Genomic DNA, 18,316 nt, shown 5'->3' with positions numbered 1-18,316 from the left:
TGGGCAGCCCTCGCTCGTCCTTCACTACGGGAAATGGAGGCGGGACCGGCCACGGAAGCCGCATCCCGCCCCCGGGCGGCGTAAAGCAGCGCAAGCCGGGCAGCCAGAGGGGAGCCGTGTCTTCGGACACGGACGAGCTGTCTCCTGGCGGTGGGGAGTGACATGTTGATGGGCACGGCGGAGCGGCACAGGGCACCTCAGGACGGCGGTGCGGACGAGAGAGCGGCGGGTTCGCCCCCCGAGGCGTCGGAGCGCGACGTCCCGGCAGCCGGGCGGGACGCGCGGACACCGGCGCGCGCCGAGCAGCCGCAGAAGGAGCGTGAGGCGGCCTACCGGCCGTTGTGGACGGAGGAGCCCGCGCGGCGGCGCCGGCTGCCGGATCCGGTCCGTACGGCGGCCGTCCGCGCGGTGCTCGTGGTCGCCGTGACGCTGATCCTCGCGATGGTCGCCTTCCTCTGCACGCTCGCGGGGTCGTGGCTGGCGTTCCCGATGGTGATCGGCAGCGTGGCGGGCACGGTGGTGGCCACCTGGGGCGTGCTGGACGTCTGGGTGACCCGGCAGGTCTGGAACCAGCGGCACGGCGTGGTCTCGGCGCCGAGCAGCACCGCGCGGGCCATGCGCCGCGAGCGTCGCCGGGCGAGGCGGCAGGGCCGGTCCGCGGAGCGGGCCCAGGAGCGGATAGGCCGGCGCGGCGCGGGGCAGTTGTCGCACTCCTGAGTGCCCGGTCCGCGGAGCGGGGCGGCGGGCAGCGCCGGCGAGGGACCCGCCGTCTGCCGTCCACGCGCACTCCGCGGTGCGCGCGGACGGCAGCTCGGCCTCCGCGCCTCGGGGGTGTCCCGGGCGGAGACCGACCGGCTCGGCGGCCGCGACGACCGGCCCCCTACGCAGGTGACCGCGCGGGTGACTACGCGGGTGACTGCGCCGGCCGCTTGAACATCCGCGTCGCCGTGATCTCGCTGTGCACCGACTCGCCTTCGCCTTCGGCGGCCGGGGTGGGCTGGGGCAGACCCGGCCTCAGGTGCTCCTCCACGCTGATGTACTTGAGGCCGGCCCTGAGGTCGGCGTCGTTGCGCAGCCGGATGACCAGGGGGAACTCGGCGAGCGCCGTCGTGTCGAACAGGCCCGTCGTGTACAGGAGCTGGACGCCGAGCGCGTCGGACACGGCCCGCTGGAGCTCCAGCAGGTAGGTGGCGTTGGCTCGGCCGATGGGGTTGTCGAGGAACAGGGTGCCGGCGTGGCGGTGCCGGTCGCGGCCCCGGTCGTTGCTGCGCAGTGCGGCCATCGTGCAATACAGGGCGATGGCCGCGGTGAGCAGCTGGCCGCCCGAGAAGACGTCGCCCATCTGACCGACGGGGACGCGCTCGGCGCGCAGCACGGCGTCGGGCTTGAGGATCTCGACGGCGACGCCCTTGGGCTGGAGAGCGGCGGCGACGCCGCGCAGCAGCAGGGACATGCCGTCGCGGCGCAGGTCGGAGTTCTTCTTCACGGCGGCGCGGGTGGCCTCGTCCACGACCTCGCCGAGCCGCTCCGTGAGGGTGGCCTGGTCGGGTTCCTCGAAGCGGATGCGCAGGAACTCCTGCCCGGACCACTCCCCGAGGCCCTCGGGCAGCCGGGAGAGCCGCTGGGCGGAGCGGAGGGTGGCGAGGGCCGACTCGACGAGGCCGCGCAGCCGGTCCACGATCGAGTCGCGGTTGCGCTCCAGTTGTGCCAGCTCATCGGTCAGCACCCGCAGCCGCGGCGCGAAGGCGTCCGCCCACTTGGCGGCGTGCTCGGGGAGCGCGGAGGCGGGCAGCTCCCGGATCTGCTGGCGGGCGGGGGTGCGTACCTGCTCGTAGCGGGTGGAGTTGGCGTGCCGGACGAGGATGTCGCTCGCCTCGCGCACGGCGGCCTCGGCGGCGGACAGGTCGGCGGCACAGCCGCGCAGCGAGCGGCGGGCCTCGGCGGCGGACTGCCGGGCCTCCTCCAGACCGCCCGGGTAGGGCTCGGTCTCCTCCTGCTCCTCCTCGGGCGGGTGCTCGCGCAGCAGGTCGCGGAGGAGGGCGGCGGTCTCGTCGAAGCCGCCCGCCGCGTCCTCGGCGGCGCGGTGCGCGTCGAGGAGTTCGGCGTGGGCCTCACGTGCCTGCGTCAGGGCCTGCGCACGGGAGGCGAGTTCGGACGTCGCCGTGCGCAGCAGGGCCTGGGCGTGCTCGGCGTCGCGCGGGACGAGTTCCTCGGGGAGTTCGGTGTGGGCGTCGCCGTCGTCGGGCGCATGCCGCTCGGCCTCGCCGCGCAGGCGGCCGAGTTGCTCGCTGGCGCTCGACATCCTGGTCTCCAGCAGCTGGACCAGTTCCTCCGCGCGGGCGGCGGCGGCCTGCCGGGACGGCCCGTCGGATCCGTCGGGCGACTCCAGCAACTGTCCGGCCCGGGTGCGGACCTTGTTGCTGAGCCGGTCCAGCTCCGCGCGGGCCGTGCTCTCGTCGCTCTCCGAACGGGCCTGTTCGGCGCGCAGGTCGGCGCCCACGCCGACCTGTTCGTAGAGCTGGGAGGCGGCGCGGTAGGCCTCGCGCAGCGCGGGCAGGGAAGCGTTCGGCGCTACCGCGCCGCTCCCGGGCGCGTCCTGCGCGACGTCGTCGGGGGCGCCGGCGATCTCGGAGCGTTCGGCGCGCAGCGCGCGGGCGGTGCGGCGCGCGTCGTCGGCAGCGCGCTGGGCGGCGCGACGGTCCTCGTCGGCGGCGCGGGCCCGTTCCACACAGGCCTGCGCACGGGCCTCGGCCTCGGCACCCTCGTCGGCCAGTTCGCGGAGCCTGGCCTGCCAGCCGGCGCGCTCGCGCAGCCGGAAGGCCAGCCCCGCGAGCGCGTCGGCGACGCGGCGGGCCCGCTGGGCGGCCTCCTGCCGCTCGTCCCTCACCCGCACGGCCTCGGCGGCGCTCTCCTCGGCCTCGGCGCGCACGGTGCGCGCCTCGGTCAGCTCGGCCTCGCACTCCTCGGCGAAAGCGCGCGCCTCCTCGGCGGTCCGCGCCAGCTCGGCGAGGCGACCGGTCGGGCAGCCGGTGCGCCAGGAGGCGAGTCGGGCCGCCAGCTCCCGGTCCTTGCCGAGCCGGGTGGCCAGGGCCCGGATCTCCTCGTCCCGTTCCGTCGCCCGCGCGCGCAGCGTCTGCCGCTCCTCGTCGGCGGCGTGCTCGTCGTGCATGGCGGGGTTGGGCGGTACGAGGAAGACGTCCCCGCTGTCGGTGTCCGGCGCCGGGGTCGGCGCGAGCAGGGCGGCGGCCGTGCCGACGGCGACGGCGGAGCGCGGCAGCAGCGCCGCGTCGCCGAGGACGTCGCGGGCGCGGGTGTGCGAGTCGGGGTCGGTGATGATCACGCCGTCGACGAGTTCGGGCCGGGCGGCCAGCACGCGCGCATGGTCGGCGGGGTCGACGGCCTGGGCGAGGTAGCGCCAGCCGGGCAGGGCGGGGATGCCGTGTTCGCCGAGGAACTCGACGGTGGCCAGGACGTCCGGGCCGGGTGGCAGCAGTCCGCCGTCGCCGAGGGCGCCGAGGATGCGGGAGTCGTCGGCGGCGGCGGTGCGCAGCTCGAACAGGTGGCGTTCGGCAGAGGAGACGGTGTCGTCGAGCAGTTCACGCAGTTCGTCGGCGAAACGGTCGAGCTGCTCCGGGGTGAGCGCCCCCTCCTCCGCCGCCCCGGGCGCGGTGGCCCGCTCCCGGTCGGTCTCCTGGCGGGGCTGCGGGATGCCCGGACGGGTCCCGGAGGCCAGGCCGAGCAGCTCGGCGAGGCGTTCCTCGGCCGCCAGGGCCCCGGCCGTGCGGCGCTCCGCCTCGTGGGCGCGCTCGGCCGCGGTGGCGGCGTCGGCGGCGCGGGCCGCCGTCAGTTCGGCGCGGCTCTCCGCGGCGGCTGCCTCGCGCGCGTGCTCCAGGGCGCGGCGTGCCGCCTCACGGGCCGTGTCCCAGGCCGCCACGGTGGTCTTCTCGGCGTCGCTGGCGGCGAGTGCGGCGCGGGCGGGGTCGGCGTCGGGTGCGCTGTCGTCGAGCCAGCCCGCGCGGACGGCCTCGGCGGTCTCCTGCTCGACCTCGGTGAGGCGCTGGCGCAGATGTCCGGCCTCGCTGCGGGCGCGCTGCGCCTCGGTGGCGGCGGCGGTGGAGTCACGGTGGGCGGTGTCGCTGACGTCCTGGAGGGCGGCGGACCGCTCCTCCTCCTCGTTGGCGTGGTGCTCGGCCTTCCCGGCCGCCGCCTGGAGGGCGCGGACCAGGTCGACGGCCGCCTCGGCGCGGGCGGCGAGCGCGGGGGCCGCGTCCCGCTCGGCCTCCTGGATGGCGGCGGACACGCGGGCGACGCGGTCGGCGGCGGCGCGGTGGCGCAGCACGGCTTCGGCGGCCTGCCACGCGGCGTGCAGGGTGCGCGCGTCGGCGAGTTCCCGTTTCTGTGCGGCGGCCGACTTCTCGGCCGCGGTCAGGGCCAGCGAGGCGTGCCGGTAGGCGAGTTCGGCGGCGATGAGGGCGCTGCGGTCGCGGGCCGACTCGGCGTGCGTGACGGCGTAGGCGGCGGCGGTGACCCGCTGGGCGAGATCCCCGGCCCGGGCCCGCTCCCGGGCGCCGCGGGAGGAGAGCCGGCGGGCCAGCGCCCTGGTGCGGCGTTCGGCGGTGTTGTGCACTTCCCGGGCGCGTGTGCGGGCACCGGTGGCCTCGACGATCCGGCCCAGGAGGTCGACGGACCCGGCGGTGAAGTCGCGTTCGGCGATCAGCTCGGCGCGCCTTCCCAGCTTGTTGCCGAATCCGCTGACCAGGTCGGCGAGTCCGTCGGTGTCGCGGGTGTCGGTGACGGCGCGCAGCAGCAGGTCGGTGAAGTCGGAGTCCTTCTTGACCGCGAAGAGACCGGCGGCCTCACCCTCGTCGGCGTTCATCTCGCGCTGGTAGCGGAAGAGTTCGGGGTCGAGGCCCAGGTCGCCGAGGTGCTCGATCCAGCGGTCGTGGATCTCCTCCCAGTGCACCTCCAGGTGCGGGTACGCCTTCCCGGCCTCGGTGATCGCGTCCCGGAAGCCCTTCATGGTGCGCCGTCGGCCCTGGGCGCCGGAGACGCCCTCGACGGGCGGGCGGACGGCGGTGGCCTCGGCGACGGGCAGGTTGTCCAGGGTCAGTCCGGGTCCGGGCCGGAAGGAGTACCAGGCCTCGGCGAACTTCCGCGGGTCGTTGGAGACCTGTCGCCCTCGCCACTCGCTGACCTTGCCGACGACGACGCACTCGCCGGTCTGCACGTGCTGCCACTCCAGGGCCACGTGTCCGCAGTCGTCCGCGAGCAGGAACTTGCGCAGGACGCCGGAACTGGCGCCTCCCAGGGTGTTGCGGTGGCCCGGCAGCATGACGGAGAAGATGAGCTTGAGCAGGACGGACTTGCCACCGCCGTTCTCCAGGAACAGCACGCCGGCGGGCGCGGGCCGGCGCGGCGGGCCGACCGGCTCCTCCTCGAAGAACTCCGCCTGCGTGGGCGCGGGGGCGGGCACGGGCTCGCCCACACCGCGCAGGTCAAGCACAGTGTCGGCGTAACGCGCACCGGCGGGCCCGATGGAGTAGAGGCGGACCCGGGACAGCTCGTACATGGCGGACTCTCGTAAGTCTTCGGAAGGCAGGGGGAGGTGCGGCGGCGAGGGGGACGGGGTCAGGTGGAGTGGAAGGGCAGCCCGGCGTCGGCCACCAGGTCCAGGTCCTCCGTCTCCTCGGCGGGCAGCAGCGTGGCGGTGCCGTCGGTCACCGGGACGACGCCCAGGTCCAGCAGCTCGGCCAGGGCGGCGCTGCCCGCCATGTCACGCACCTGGAGCTGGTAGCGGGCCGTGGTGCGGTACGTGCCGCCGCTGTCGTCGCCGGTGCGCTGGAGGAAGCCGGACTCGGTGAGGAAGGCGGCCGCCTTGCCGACGATGCCGGTGGTGGAACCGGGGAGCCTGCGCGCGTCCTTGGTGGCGCCGGTGGAACTGCGTCTGGCCCAGATCCGCCAGGCGGCCTCCAGCCCCGGGGCGTCGGTGGCCGGGTCGGTGTTCTCGCCCTGCTCCTCGGCGCGCTCCTCCAGCCGTCGGCAGGCCTGGCGGACGAAGGCGTCCACGCCGTTGACCGTGACCCGGCCGACGTAGCCGTCGTCGGCGAGGTCCTCGGGCCGCGGGTACGCCATGGCGGCCACGGCGAGGTGGGCGAGGCCGTGCAGGAAGCGGTCGCCGGAGTCGGTGGCGGCACGGCGCGCGTAGTCGCCCATGCGGACGGCGAAGACCGAGTCCTCGGCGGCGGTCACGGCCATTCCGGCGCGCGGTGACACCTCCAGGACGATCAGGCCGAGTCCGGCGGCCACGGCGTCGGCGAGCCGCGCGAAGGGCGGGTCCTCGCGGTACCGGCGCAGCAGGTCGGCGTATTCCTGGTCGCGGGCGGGCAGCAGCTTGGGCTGGAGGCCGAAGGCGACGAGCCGCGCCGCGTCGGCGGCGTCGGCGGGCGTGACGGCCGCGGTCGGCGCGGCACCCGCCTCCGGTTCGCTCCGGTCGACGTGCTCGGTCACGGTCGGTACTCCTTGCTGTGCTGGTCCTGGTGCGGGTGCGGGTGCTGGGGCGAGCGGAGGCGCTGGTGCTCGGGATCGGGATCGGGGTCGCGGGAGCCGGTCATGCCGCCTCCGTGCGGTCCGCGGCCATGCCGGCCGCGTCCAGCAGCGCGGTGCCGACGATGAGGTCGGCACCGCCGAACTCGGGGTCGTCCAGCTCGGTGCCGTCGTCCACGGCGAACAGCAGCTTCGGCTCGCCCTGCCGGTAGGCCGTGCCGACCGGCGGGCTGGCCGCGTGCACGGCCAGCAGCGCGACGAGGTACGGCAGCTCGGGGTCCTGGGCGCGGGCGTCGGCCAGCAGGCCGGAGAGCCGGCGCGGGGCGTCGTGCGGCAGGTCGAGCAGGGTCATGGCGGCGGCGAGCTGTGCCTCGCTGAAGCGGCTGTCGTCCGGTGTGGCGATCAGGTCGGGCTCCGGCATCTCGGCGCCGAGGTGCTCCCGTTCCACGGGCGGGGTCAGCAGTATGTCGACGAGGTCGCCGACCCGGACCGAGACGGGCGTGCGCAGACCGACGCCCCGTGCGAAGAAGGCGTCGGTGACGCGCAGCGCCTGCTCCAGGGGCAACGGCAGGGCGGGGGCGACGAGATGGCCGTACAGGTCGAGGCCCGAGGTCGTCAGGGGGGTGGCGAAGGCCTGCCGGTCCTGTTCCGCGCGGAAGAGCGGGCCCGCCTCCAGAAGCCTGGACTGGAGCTGGGTGTGGCGGCGGATGCAGTCCTTGACGATGTCGACGAGCTCGGCGGCACGACGTTTCTGCTCGGCGTCCTCGGACTCGTCGCGTGCCTTGCGGATGTTGGTGAGGATCGCGTTCTCGTGGCGGTACCGCTCGGCGACGTGGTCCAGGGCCTCGGCGATCATGTCGGGGACGGCGCTCAGCCAGTCGACCGCGCGGACGTTGCGCCGGGTGGCGTCCAGGGCCTTGCGGAGGGTCTCCGAGTACTGCACGGTGCGGTACCGGGCCTGCTCGGCGGCGAGCTGGGCGTCGGCGAGGCGCCCGCGGCTGATCAGCACCTCCAGCTTGACCTCGGCGGCGATCTGCGCGCTGGTGACGTCGGTGTCCAGGGCGCCGACGAGGACGTTGACCGCTTCGTCGGTGGTGCGCAGGTAGACGGTGCCGCCGGGGCCGGGGACCTCTTCGAGCAGCTTGAAGTCGTAGTCGCGGCGCACATAGGTGCCGTCCGGTCCGAAGGTGCCGTACACCGCGCGGAAGCCGCGGTCGACGCTGCCCACGTTGATCAGGTTCTCCAGGACCCAGCGGGCCACCCGCTCGTGCTCGGCGGCGGGCCGCGCCGGGGCCTGGGCGGCGACGCGCGGGACCAGCCGGGCCACTATCTGGTCGTGGTCGGCGCCGGTGTCGAAGTCCATGGTGAGGGTGACGAGGTCGATGGCGGAGAGGGCGACCTCCGCCATGCCGTAGACCGAGTACTCACCGGCGAGGTTGGCCTTGCGTGCGTCGAGGTCGTGCAGCGGCGCCGTGCAGGCGAGCGCGCGCAGCCGCCGCGCCAGTCCCTCGTCGGCGGCCGGGCCCGGTGCGGGGCGCGGCCCCGCGCTGAGCTGGGGCGGAGCGCTGTCCGTCGATGCAGGCGAAGTCACGGTGCACAGACTAGGTCCTCGGTCCGACAACGACCCAAACGACGCAGATGGGCCCCGACGCGACAGCCCCTGGGAGCGCCCGCCCGGGCCCTCTCAGGAGCCCTCGTGCCCCGGTACGACCCGCGGGTGCGCTCGCTCCCCCGCCGCACGGTCCCGGAACCCCCGCGCACGGTGTCCCGGCGCCCCGTGCCTCACCCGTCGTCGCCGACCCGGCGCAGATAGACCTCGACGACCCGTTCGAGGGAGTTGTCGAGGTAGACCGCGAGCAGCCGCTCCGCCGTCCCCCGCTCGCCGCTCTCCAGGGCCGCGAGGATCTCCGCGTTCCGCGCGATGTAGGGCTCGTGCAGGCGTCGCGGGTCGTCCACGACGTGGAAGGCGAGGCGTAGTTCGGCGAAGACGCTGCGCATCAGCTCGTCCGTGCGCTCGCTGCCGGCGAGGGCCACCAGTTCCCGGTGGAAGTGGATGTTGGCCGTACCCACACCTTTCCAGTCACCTTCGCGGGCCGAGCGCCGCCCCTCCTCGACGGCCTCGGCGAGCCCGCCGAGGGCGTACGGGGGGTCTCCGAGGCCCCGGACGACGGCGCACTCGACGAGGGAGCGCGTGCGGTAGATGTCCTCGACGTCCTCGACCGTCAGGACCCGGACGAAGACGCCCCGGTTCAGCTCGTGGACGAGGAGGCGTTCGTGGGTGAGCAGCCGGAACGACTCGCGCAGCGTGTTGCGGGAGACGCCGAGCGCGCCGCCGATGCTGTCCTCCGACAGGCGGGTCCCGGGTGGGAAGTACCCCTCGGCGATCCGGCTCCTGAGGATGTCCGAGACCCGCTCGGCGGTGCTGGTCCGCCCGAGGAGCGCACGGTCGTCGGCCAGTCCCGTCAACTGCTCTGCCATGCCCGGAATTCAACCGCAGATGTCAGAACGAAACAACAGGGGTATTGAGGGATCGTTGAACGATCCTCTACCGTGCCTCCAAGTGCCCACTCGACCAGCACCCTCCGTCCTCCCCCTGCGAGGTGCACCATGAGCACACCCCCTCCGCCGCGCGCACCGTCCGCCACCGCCCGTCCTCCCGGCACGGCCGAACAGCCCTCGGACGACGGCCCGTTCGGCTGGCTGCGCGCCCTCGGTCCGCGCGGCCGCCGGGCCTTCGGCGGCGCTTTCGGGGGCTACGCCCTCGATTCGTACGACTACTTCACCCTGCCGCTGACCATGGTCGCGCTGGCCGCGTACTTCGGCCTGGACAGCGGGCAGACCGGGTTGCTCACCACGGTCACCCTGGTCGTCTCCGCGGTCGGCGGCGCCCTCGCGGGCGTGCTGGCGGACCGTATCGGGAGGGTCAAGGCGCTGCTGCTCACCGTCATCACCTACGCCGTCTTCACGGTGGCCTGCGGGTTCGCGCCCAACTACGAGACGCTGCTGGTCTTCCGTGCGCTTCAGGGGCTCGGCTTCGGCGGCGAGTGGGCGGTCGGCGCGATCCTGGTCGCCGAGTACGCGAGCGCCAAGCACCGGGGGCGCACGCTGGGCGCGATCCAGAGCTCCTGGGCGGTCGGCTGGGGCCTCGCCGTGGTCGTCTACACGCTGGTGTTCTCGCTGGTCGGCGACGACCTGGCCTGGCGTGTCATGTTCTGGACGGGTGCGCTGCCCGCGCTGCTCGTGGTCTGGGTGCGGCGCAGCGTCCACGACGCGCCCCGGGCCGTCGAGGTCCGCGAGAAGGGCGCCGGGAAGGGCTCGTTCGCGGCGATCTTCTCGCCGGGTGCGGCCGGCACGCCGGGTCTGCTGCGTGTCACGCTCTTCGCGAGCCTGCTCTCCACCGGTGTGCAGGGGGGTTACTACACGCTCGCCACCTGGGTGCCGACGTACCTGAAGGACGAGCGCGGCCTGTCCGTCGTGGGAACGGGCGGCTACCTGACGTTCCTCATCTCGGGGGCCTTCATCGGCTACCTCACCGGCGGCTACCTCACCGATCTCCTCGGCCGCAAGCGCAACATCTGGCTCTTCGCGCTGCTGTCGGCGGTCTGCATCCTGGCGTACGCGAACATCCCCGGCGGCGCCGACACCCTGCTCCTGGTGCTCGGCTTCCCGCTCGGCTTCTGCATGTCGGCGATCTTCAGCGGCTTCGGTTCGTACCTGAGCGAGCTGTACCCGACGGCCGTCCGGGGCGCCGGGCAGGGCTTCACGTACAACACCGGACGCGCCGTGGGAGCCGTCTTCCCGACCACGGTCGGCTTCCTGGCCGACAGCTGGGGCGTGGGCGGCGCACTGGTCTTCGGCGCCATCGGTTACGGCATCGCGGCACTGGCGCTGCTGGGGCTGCCCGAGACACGCGGAAGGGAACTGACGTGAAGCACGCGTACGACAGGACCGAAGGCCGGCCGGGCGAGCACCGCCCCCCGGAGAACCGACCCGCCGCGAACCGACGCCCGTCGGACGAGGCGTCCGCGCAGCGCCCCATCGCCCTCCTCGACGAGCACGCGCACGCGTGGAGCCCGAAAGCGGCCCGCTCCCGCCTCCGCGAGGGGCTGTCCGGGCCCACGGCCGGCGTGGCGGCCGGGCACACCCAGGCCAACCTGATCTCGGTGCCCGCCGACTGGGCGTACGACATGCTGCTCTTCTGCACCCGCAACCCGAAGCCGTGCCCGGTGCTCGACGTCACGGACGCCGGGTCCTGGACCACCGCGCTGGCCGACGGCGCCGATCTGCGCACCGACCTGCCGCGCTACCGGGTGTGGCGGGACGGTGAGCTGGTGGACGAGCCGACGGACGTCCGTGCCCAGTGGCGGGAGGACCTGGTGTCGTTCCTGATCGGGTGCAGCTTCACCTTCGAGTGGGCGCTGGTCTCGGCCGGCGTCCCCGTCCGCCATGTCGAACAGGGCCGCAACGTCCCGATGTACGTCACCAGCGGGCAGTGCCGTCCGGCCGGGCGGCTGCACGGGCCGCTGGTCGTCTCCATGCGCCCCGTCCCTCCGGAGCACCTGTCCGCCGCGATCCGCGAGACCAGCCTGCTCCCCGCGGTGCACGGCGGCCCGGTGCACTGCGGGGACCCGTCGGCGCTCGGCATCCGCGATCTGGCCCGGCCGGACTTCGGCGACCCGGTGGACGCCGAGCCGGACGACATCCCGGTCTTCTGGGCCTGCGGGGTGACCCCGCAGGCAGCCGTCATGGCCTCTCGGCCGCCCTTCACGATCACCCACGCGCCGGGGCAGATGTTCCTGACCGACGCCCGGGACGAGCAGTACCGCGTGCTGTGACCCCCGCGCCGCGCCGAGGCCCCCGCCCGGAGCCTCCGCCCCGCAGCAGACCCGCGAACCCGGCGGGAGCGGGGGGAGAGGCCGTGCCTCACGGCACGGGCCTCGGCGGTACGGGAGACGCGGGAGCCGTCGCCGCCGTCGCCTCGTGCGCGGCCAGGAACGCCTCGACCGCCGCGTCCCAGCCGAAGCACTCGGCACGCGCGCGTGCGGCCCGGCGCCGGTCCGCCTCCCGGCGCCCGAGGAGCAGTTCCACGGCGTCCGCGAAGGCCTCCCCGCGGTCGGCGGCGACGGCGCCGGCGGAGCCGATCACCTCCGGCAGCGCCGACGACGCGCTGGCCACCACGGGGGTGCCGCACGCCATCGCCTCCAGCGCGGCCAGTCCGAAGGTCTCGGCCGGCCCGGGCGCCAGGCACACGTCGGCGGACGCCTGGAGCGCGCCGAGCACCGCGCGGTCGGCGACGTGTCCGAGGAAGGTCACGGGCAGCCCCCTCTCCCGCGCCCGCTGTTCGAGACGTGGCCGCAGCGGTCCGTCCCCGGCGACCACCAGCACCGCCCGCGCCCCGCGCCGGCGCAGCGCGGCCAGCGCGTCGAGCGCCGTGCCGGGCCGCTTCTCCACGGACAGCCGGGAGCACATGACCAGCAGGGTCTCGTCCACGCGCGCGTGCCGGGCGCGCAGAGCCGGATCGCGCAGCGCCGGGTGACGCCCGGCCAGATCGACGCCCAGGGGAGCCCGTACGACGTTGCGGGCCCCGATGCGGACGAACTCCCGCTCGGCGAACTCCGTGGTGCACACCACGCGCGCATAGGTGTGCGCCGTGCGGGTGTTGAGGGCGTCCGCCGTGCGGCGGGCGGTGCGCTCGGGCAGGCCCCAGGTGCGCAGCACGCCGTCGGCGGTCTCGTGGGACACCATCACGGCGGGGACCCGGGCCCGCCGGGCCCACTTGCCGGTCCAGCGCAGGGTGGTGCGGTCGGACACCTCCAGGCGGTCGGGGGCCAGCTCCTCCAGGAGTGCGGCCACCCGCCGCCTGTCGGTCAGGACGCGGTAGCCGCCGGTACCCGGCAGCAGTGGTCCGGGGAGGGTGATCACCCGGCCCTGCTCGGTCTCCCGGTCGTCGGCGTGCTCGCCGGGGACGACCAGGACGGGGTCGTGTCCGGCCGCCCGGAAGCCCTTGCCCAGCTCACGCAGCGCGGTGCGCAGCCCTCCGGACGCGGGCGCCACGAAGTTGGCGAGGCGGACGATCCGCAGGGCGCTCATGCCGCCAGCACCGCCTTCCGGGAGACGAGCACGTCCGTGTAGTGCCCGATCAACCGGTCGCCGACGGCCGCCCAGGTGCGCCCCTCCACGGCGGTCCGCCCGGCGGCCCCGTACGCGGCCCGCAGTACGGGGTCGGCGGACAGGGACCACACCGCGTCCCGTACGGCGGCGGCGTCGCGCGGCGGTACCAGCAGGCCGGTCCGCCCGGGTGCGACGAGGTCCAGCGGGCCGCCCGCGGCCGGCGCGACGACGGGCACACCGCTGGCCATGGCCTCCTGCACGGTCTGGCAGAACGTCTCGAAGGGGCCGGTGTGCGCGAAGACGTCCAGCGAGGCGAAGATCCGGGCGAGGTCGTCGCCGGTACGGCGGCCGAGGAAGACCGCGCCCGGCAGCGCCTGCTCCAGGCCCGGCCGGCTGGGCCCGTCCCCGACGACCACGACGCGTACGCCGTCCAGGCCGCAGACGCCGGACAGCAGCTCCACCTGCTTCTCGGGGGCGAGCCTCCCGACGTAGCCGACGATCAGTTCGCCGTTCGGGGCGAGTTCGCGGCGCAGTGCCTCGTCGCGCCGGTCGGGCCGGAAGCGGAGGGTGTCCACCCCGCGGGGCCACAGCGCGACCCTGGGCACGCCGTGCGCCCTCAGGTCGCGCAGGGCCGCGCCGGAGGGGGCGAGGGTGAGGTCGGCGGCGGAGTGCACGGAGCGCAGGCGCCGCCAGGCCGCCGCCTCCCCCGCGCCCATGTACGTACGGGCGTATCCGGCGAGGTCGGTCTGGTAGACGGCCACGGCGGGGACGCCGAGCCGGGCGGCGGCGGCCATGCCCCGGACGCCGAGGACGAAGGGGCCGGCCAGGTGGACCAGGTCGGCGCGGTGCTCGGCGATCGCGGCGGCCACGCGGCGGCTGGGGAGGGCGACGCGGACCTGGGGGTAGCCGGGGAGCGGGAGGGAGGGGACGCGGACGAGGGGGCACGGGGCGGAGGCGTCCGCGGCGTTGCCGGGGGCGGTGGCCGGAGCGACGACGACGCAGTCGTGACCGCGGTCGACGAGGTGCCGGGCGGTCTGGAGCGCGCAGTGGGCCACGCCGTTCACATCGGGGGGAAAGGATTCGGTCACGATGACGACACGCATACCGGTGTTGTCGCCGGACCGGACGTGCTCGCGTCAACGTCGATCTTTCCGGGCGGGGAACGTCCCATGAGCGTTGCCCTGCCCACCCGAGCGGGTCGGACATCGGCCATGCCCGTCGAACGCGCGGGCCATCCGCCGTTCACCCACGGGCGCCACCACCCGCGGACGAGGGCGGCGCCAGGTGGGGGCCGCCGCTCGCACCACCCCGCCCGGCGAGTCACCGGGCCCGTCCGTCACACGGCGGGCGCGTCGGGGCCGAAGCGGCTGCGTACGGCCGTCTGGACCTCGTCCTCCTCGGCCGGATCGGCGGCCAGCCTGCGCAGCCGCTCGACGACCCGGTTGTCGCCGGTCTCGGCGTGGCGTGCGGCGAGTTCGCGGGTGGTCTCCTCGCAGTCCCACAGGCACTCGATGGCGAACCCCGCGGCGAAGGACGGGTCGGTGGCGGCCAGCGCTCGGGCGGCTCGGCCACGCAGGTGGGAGGAGGCGGTCTCCCGGTAGACGTGGCGCAGTACGGGTGCGGCGCAGGCGATGCCGAGCCGTCCGGTGCCGTCGACGAGGGTCCACAGGGTCTGGGCGTCGGGCCCCTCGCCCCGCACCGCCTCCCGCAGGGCGGCGAGGACGAGGTCGCGGTCCTGTGCTCCGCCCCGGCAGGCGAGTACGCGACCGGCGGCGGCGCCCAGGGCGTCCGGCCGGTGCACCCAGCGGCGTGCGGCGGCGACGGCGGAAAGACTGCGCATCCGCTCGAAGGCGGCCACGGCGGCCTCCACGACCGGGGCCGGGCCGGTGGTCACGGCGCCCTCGATCAGGTCGAGGGCGTCCGGGTCGTTGCCGTCGGCGAGATAGCGCAGGGCGGTGCAGCGGGCCCCCTCGTCGCCGGAGCGCGCGGCCTGGACGATCTCGGGCCGGTCCTCGGGGCCGGCGACGGCCGTGAGGCACCGGGCGGCCGGCACATGGAGCGCGGCGCCCCGCTCGACGCCCTGGTCGGCCCACTCGAACACGGCGCGCACGCTCCAGCCCGGACGCGGTCCGGCGGGGCTCATCTGCCGCTGCCAGCGGTCGAAGCACCCCGTCTCCTGGGCGGCCCGCACACGCGCGGCGATCGACTCGCGCGCATCGTCGGCCCAAAGACGCCAGGGGCGGGGCTCGAAGGCGTCGCGGACGGCGACGGCCAGCTCGGCGTCGCCCTCGGGATCGCGTGAAAAGCGCGCCAGGACGGGCGCGGCGAGGGCGCGCAGTCCGGCGTCGTCGTCGCGCAGCGCCAGCTCGTCCAGGGCCCACGCCCAGTTGACGCCGCGGGCGGCGTACCTGCGCAGCAGCTCGAGCGCGTCGAGCCTGCCGTAGGACGCGAGGTGGCCGAGGACGGCGAGGGCCAGCCCGGTGCGCGACTCGTCGGAGTCGAGGACGTCCTCGGGGTCGAAGAGGTGGGCCTCGATCGCGTCCAGCTCGCCGTTGAGGTCGAGGTAGAGCCGGGCGTAGTAGAGGGAGCGGTTCTCGACCTGCCAGTCGTGGCGGGGGTCGTGGAGCACACAGTGGTTCAGTGCCGCGAGCGCCTCGGCCCGCGGGGCGGTGAGCGCGTGCAGCGTGCCGTCGCCGCGACCCCGCTGAAGCAGGCCGAGCAGCGTACCGCTGGGCGCTATGACCGGATCGAACATGGGAAACAGCCTCACATCAAGCGTCGACGCAACCGGGAACCACGCGTTACCTGGCCGTACGCCGACACGTCGAAGCGCCCACCGTCTCTTGCTTGCTGAAGACCATGTTCCTCTGCCTCTCGTCGATGGCCCGTGCGGGCCGTGTCACGGCCCGCGCGGTGCGGCAACACCTGCCCAGCCATCGCGTCCGTGAACCACGTCGTCATGATGACCCGGCGGTCACATCTGCCGCGACCGAAATTACGGCGGCCCGGTACCGCCTCCCCCGTTATTCGTGTTTTACCTGGTCAGGATGGGTAGAGCCGATCCGGAGCAGTACCGGCCCGGCGCCCGGTCACTGGACGCCGAACAGCTCCAGCAGCTCCGTGCGGGCGAACATCCGCGCCGTGTCCACGGCCGACGGAGTGCCCGCGGCCGGATCGGCGCCGGCCTCCAGAAGCGCCCGGGTCACTTCCGCCTCGCCCTTGAAGGCGGCGCCGGCGAGCGGCGTCTGCCCGCGGTCGTTGACGCGGTCGGCCTCGGCGCCGCGCGCCAGCAGGGCACGCACCGCGTCGGCGTGGCCGTGATAGGCGGCGAGCATGACGAGGGAGTCGCCGCGGTCGTTGGTGAGGTTGGCCGGCACACCGGCGTCGACGTACGCCACCAGTTCCTCGGTCCGCCCCTGACGGGCCAGATCGAAGATCTTGGTCGCCAGCTCCACGACCTCGGGGTCGGGGGCTTCGCTCATCGGCCGGACCACCTCTCACTACGAACGCTTCACGACGTGAACGTTGGGGACTGGGTGTGCGTACGGCGGCGAGCGGCGCGGCCGTACGAGTGAATCGCCAGGGTAGCGGCTCGTGCCGCACCCCAGCCGACGTGCCCGAGGTAAAGATCAGCACGGACCCGGCAGGGCGCAACCGCCCTGCTCAACCGGCCGAGAGAAGCGCTACGCCACCCGGGGCAAATTCGCCGAATTTCCCCCATTTGCACCTTTAATCGTATGGATACATGCTGTGATCCTGGAAGTACTCATGGTGACTGTCCCCGCGAACCAGGAGAACTCACATGATCCTCTCGATCTCAGGCGTGGTCCTGCTCGGCATCGTCGTCTTCATCTTCTTCCGCAAGGACGGCCTCAAGGCCTCCCACGCGCTCGTCGCGGTCCTCTTCGGGTTCTACCTCGCGAGCACCGCCATCGCCCCGAGCATCAAGGCGGGCGGCGAGAGCCTGGCGGGCCTCCTCGGCGGAATCAAGTTCTGACGGCCCGCACCACCGCCCGACATCCGCACGTACGCACCTCCAGGAGGCAGCAGTGGCCCGGCGGCCCCTCCCCCGCATTCTGAGCAACGGCGGCGCACAGCTCGCCCGAAGCCGGGAGCTGGCCCGGACGGCGGCCGACAGCGCCACCGACGTCCTCCAGCCACTGATCACGATCGCCCGAGGTCTGCGCCGCCTGGCCGCGGCCGCGCGGCGCAGATGGACCGAGACCCCCAAGGACCGGCGCGGCGCGCTGCTGTTCCTGGTGGCCTCGGTGGTCCTGGTCGTGGCACTCGTGCCGTACGGCCCGCTGCTGGCCGCCATCAGCCTGATGGCGGCGGCTGCCTGGCAGGGCCGGGACCGCACCCCGGCGGAGCCCGAGGGCCCCGACGACTCCCAGACCCAGCGCCTCCAGTCCCTCTACGAGGCCCTGGTCCCCTACTTCTCGCTCGCCGAGGACCCCGACCCCCTCTACGCCCACGGCGGCGAGTGGGAGAAGGCCTTCCCGGCGTACGAGTTCGACGACAACGGCCGCTTCGCCCACCTGGTGATCCGCTACCCCGCGTTCTTCACCGACGGGGAGGCCGAGTCCCGGGCGCGCATCGAGCACCTGCTCGCGGCGAAGTCCGGCCGAGGGCGCGAATACCACTTCGCGTGGAACGAGGAGGCCAACCACCTCTCGGTCGACGTGCTCACCGCGCTGCCCACCGACATCGCCGCCCAGCGGTTCGTGACGGCGCCCGGCGAGACCGTCCTCGGCTTCACCGACCCGACCCGGGTCCAGCGCACGCTCCCGCTCACCCACGGCGAGGAGCGACGGGACGTACCGCCGGTGGTCTGGCGCACCGGCATCCGCTCGACCGAACCCCATCTGCTCGTGCTGGGCCAGCCCGGAACAGGCACCTCCACCCTGCTCCGCTCGGTCGCGCTGCAGGCGGTGCACCACGGCGACCTGCTCATCGTCGACGGCGGCGGCACCGGCGAGTACGCCTGCCTGGTCGGCCGGGACGGCGTGCTCGCCGTCGAGTGCGGCCTCACCGGGGCGCTGACCAGCCTCGAGTGGGCGGCGGCCGAGACGGAACGGCGGCTGATCGCCGTCAACCGGGCTCGTCAGGAGGGCCGGCCGGCGCCCGACGACACCCGGCGGCCCCTGTGGATCTTCCTCGACCGGCCGAGCGCGTTCGCGCACCTGGCCTCCGCGGACGGCCGCAGAGACCCGCAGACCCTGCTCCAGGTCCCGCTGCGCCACGGCCGCGCCGCGAACGTGACGGTGGTCGTCGCGGACCAGCTGGACGCCCTGGCCGGCCTGGGCGACGCCGTACGGCAGCACACCCGCGCGCGGGTCGTCCTCGGCCCGGCCACCGCGGACGAACTCGCGGCCGTGCTGGGTGCGCCGCCGCACACCACCCCCGTCGAACAGGTTCCGCCCGGTCGCGGCTACGCCCGCCTGGGCACCGGCCCGGTGCACCGCCTCCAGGTCCCGGCCACCCCGGACCCCTACGACGACGCCACCAGCGAGGCTCAGCGGCAGGCCGTCCTCGACCTGCTCCCGCCCCGCACGACGCCCGCGGACGGCGAGCGGGCCCCGGTGCCGGCGGAGGCGGAGGCGGAGGGCGAGTCCGGGACTACGACTCAGGCGGAGACCGCCACCACCGGAAGAGGCGACAC

The 18,316-nt window shown here is 74.7% G+C and carries 12 protein-coding genes and 1 pseudogene; 5 read left to right on the top strand and 8 right to left on the bottom strand.

The features are described 5' to 3' along the window. The first annotated feature begins 168 nt into the window (after positions 1–168). Positions 169–717, top strand: a complete 549-nt coding sequence (locus ACZ6EG_RS21930) for a hypothetical protein (RefSeq protein ID WP_469606775.1) — start codon at positions 169–171, stop codon at positions 715–717. 187 nt (positions 718–904) lie between these two features. Here ACZ6EG_RS21930 and ACZ6EG_RS21925 read toward each other — a convergent pair whose 3' ends face one another. The 4 genes from ACZ6EG_RS21925 to ACZ6EG_RS21910 all read right to left on the bottom strand — a co-directional run bounded on the left by ACZ6EG_RS21925 (position 905) and on the right by ACZ6EG_RS21910 (position 9,021). After that, positions 905–5,569, bottom strand: a complete 4,665-nt coding sequence (locus ACZ6EG_RS21925; protein ID WP_469606715.1) for a hypothetical protein — start codon at positions 5,567–5,569, stop codon at positions 905–907. Between the two features lie 59 nt (positions 5,570–5,628). Then, positions 5,629–6,507 carry a hypothetical protein gene (locus ACZ6EG_RS21920; RefSeq protein WP_391970388.1) on the bottom strand — a complete coding sequence of 293 codons (879 nt, stop codon included), beginning with the start codon at positions 6,505–6,507 and terminating at the stop codon, positions 5,629–5,631. A 100-nt stretch (positions 6,508–6,607) separates the two neighbouring features. Continuing rightward, positions 6,608–8,134 (bottom strand): hypothetical protein, encoded by a 1,527-nt coding sequence (locus tag ACZ6EG_RS21915; RefSeq protein WP_469606712.1) that lies wholly within the window; start codon positions 8,132–8,134, stop codon positions 6,608–6,610. 191 nt (positions 8,135–8,325) lie between these two features. Further along, positions 8,326–9,021 (bottom strand): GntR family transcriptional regulator, encoded by a 696-nt coding sequence (locus ACZ6EG_RS21910; protein ID WP_469606710.1) that lies wholly within the window; start codon positions 9,019–9,021, stop codon positions 8,326–8,328. A 129-nt stretch (positions 9,022–9,150) separates the two neighbouring features. On the opposite strand from ACZ6EG_RS21910, the gene ACZ6EG_RS21905 reads away from it, so the two are divergent. Both ACZ6EG_RS21905 and ACZ6EG_RS21900 read left to right on the top strand, forming a co-directional pair. Beyond that, positions 9,151–10,473, top strand: coding sequence for an MFS transporter (locus ACZ6EG_RS21905; RefSeq protein WP_391970385.1), 1,323 nt, complete (start codon positions 9,151–9,153; stop codon positions 10,471–10,473). Between the two features lie 107 nt (positions 10,474–10,580). After that, positions 10,581–11,378 (top strand): putative hydro-lyase, encoded by a 798-nt coding sequence (locus tag ACZ6EG_RS21900; protein WP_469606772.1) that lies wholly within the window; start codon positions 10,581–10,583, stop codon positions 11,376–11,378. A gap of 88 nt (positions 11,379–11,466) precedes the next feature. On the opposite strand, the gene ACZ6EG_RS21895 is transcribed toward ACZ6EG_RS21900, so the two are convergent. The 4 genes from ACZ6EG_RS21895 to ACZ6EG_RS21880 all read right to left on the bottom strand — a co-directional run bounded on the left by ACZ6EG_RS21895 (position 11,467) and on the right by ACZ6EG_RS21880 (position 16,136). Next, positions 11,467–12,633, bottom strand: a complete 1,167-nt coding sequence (locus ACZ6EG_RS21895) for a glycosyltransferase (protein ID WP_391970384.1) — start codon at positions 12,631–12,633, stop codon at positions 11,467–11,469. Next, the gene (locus ACZ6EG_RS21890) at positions 12,630–13,757 is read right to left on the bottom strand and encodes a glycosyltransferase family 4 protein (RefSeq protein WP_391970383.1); all 1,128 of its coding nucleotides are present in this window, start codon (positions 13,755–13,757) and stop codon (positions 12,630–12,632) included. The genes ACZ6EG_RS21895 and ACZ6EG_RS21890 overlap by 4 nt, the downstream gene beginning before the upstream one ends. Positions 13,758–13,990: 233 nt before the next feature. Next, positions 13,991–15,409 (bottom strand): HEAT repeat domain-containing protein, encoded by a 1,419-nt coding sequence (locus tag ACZ6EG_RS21885; RefSeq protein ID WP_469606704.1) that lies wholly within the window; start codon positions 15,407–15,409, stop codon positions 13,991–13,993. Positions 15,410–15,743: 334 nt separating this feature from the next. Then, positions 15,744–16,136 carry an ankyrin repeat domain-containing protein gene (locus tag ACZ6EG_RS21880; protein ID WP_391970381.1) on the bottom strand — a complete coding sequence of 131 codons (393 nt, stop codon included), beginning with the start codon at positions 16,134–16,136 and terminating at the stop codon, positions 15,744–15,746. Positions 16,137–16,456: 320 nt separating this feature from the next. Here ACZ6EG_RS21880 and ACZ6EG_RS21875 point away from each other — a divergent pair, with 320 nt between their 5' ends. Together ACZ6EG_RS21875 and ACZ6EG_RS21870 are read left to right on the top strand one after the other, a co-directional pair. Continuing rightward, positions 16,457–16,651: a hypothetical protein gene (locus ACZ6EG_RS21875; protein WP_003977410.1), complete on the top strand. Its 195-nt coding sequence runs from the start codon at positions 16,457–16,459 to the stop codon at positions 16,649–16,651. A gap of 52 nt (positions 16,652–16,703) precedes the next feature. Beyond that, a pseudogene (locus ACZ6EG_RS21870) lies at positions 16,704–18,260 on the top strand (hypothetical protein); the annotation flags it as partial. Positions 18,261–18,316: the final 56 nt, after the last annotated feature.

This window comes from Streptomyces sp. NPDC041968 (genome assembly GCF_055589025.1).
This window is presented reverse-complemented; position numbering and strand designations above follow the sequence as displayed.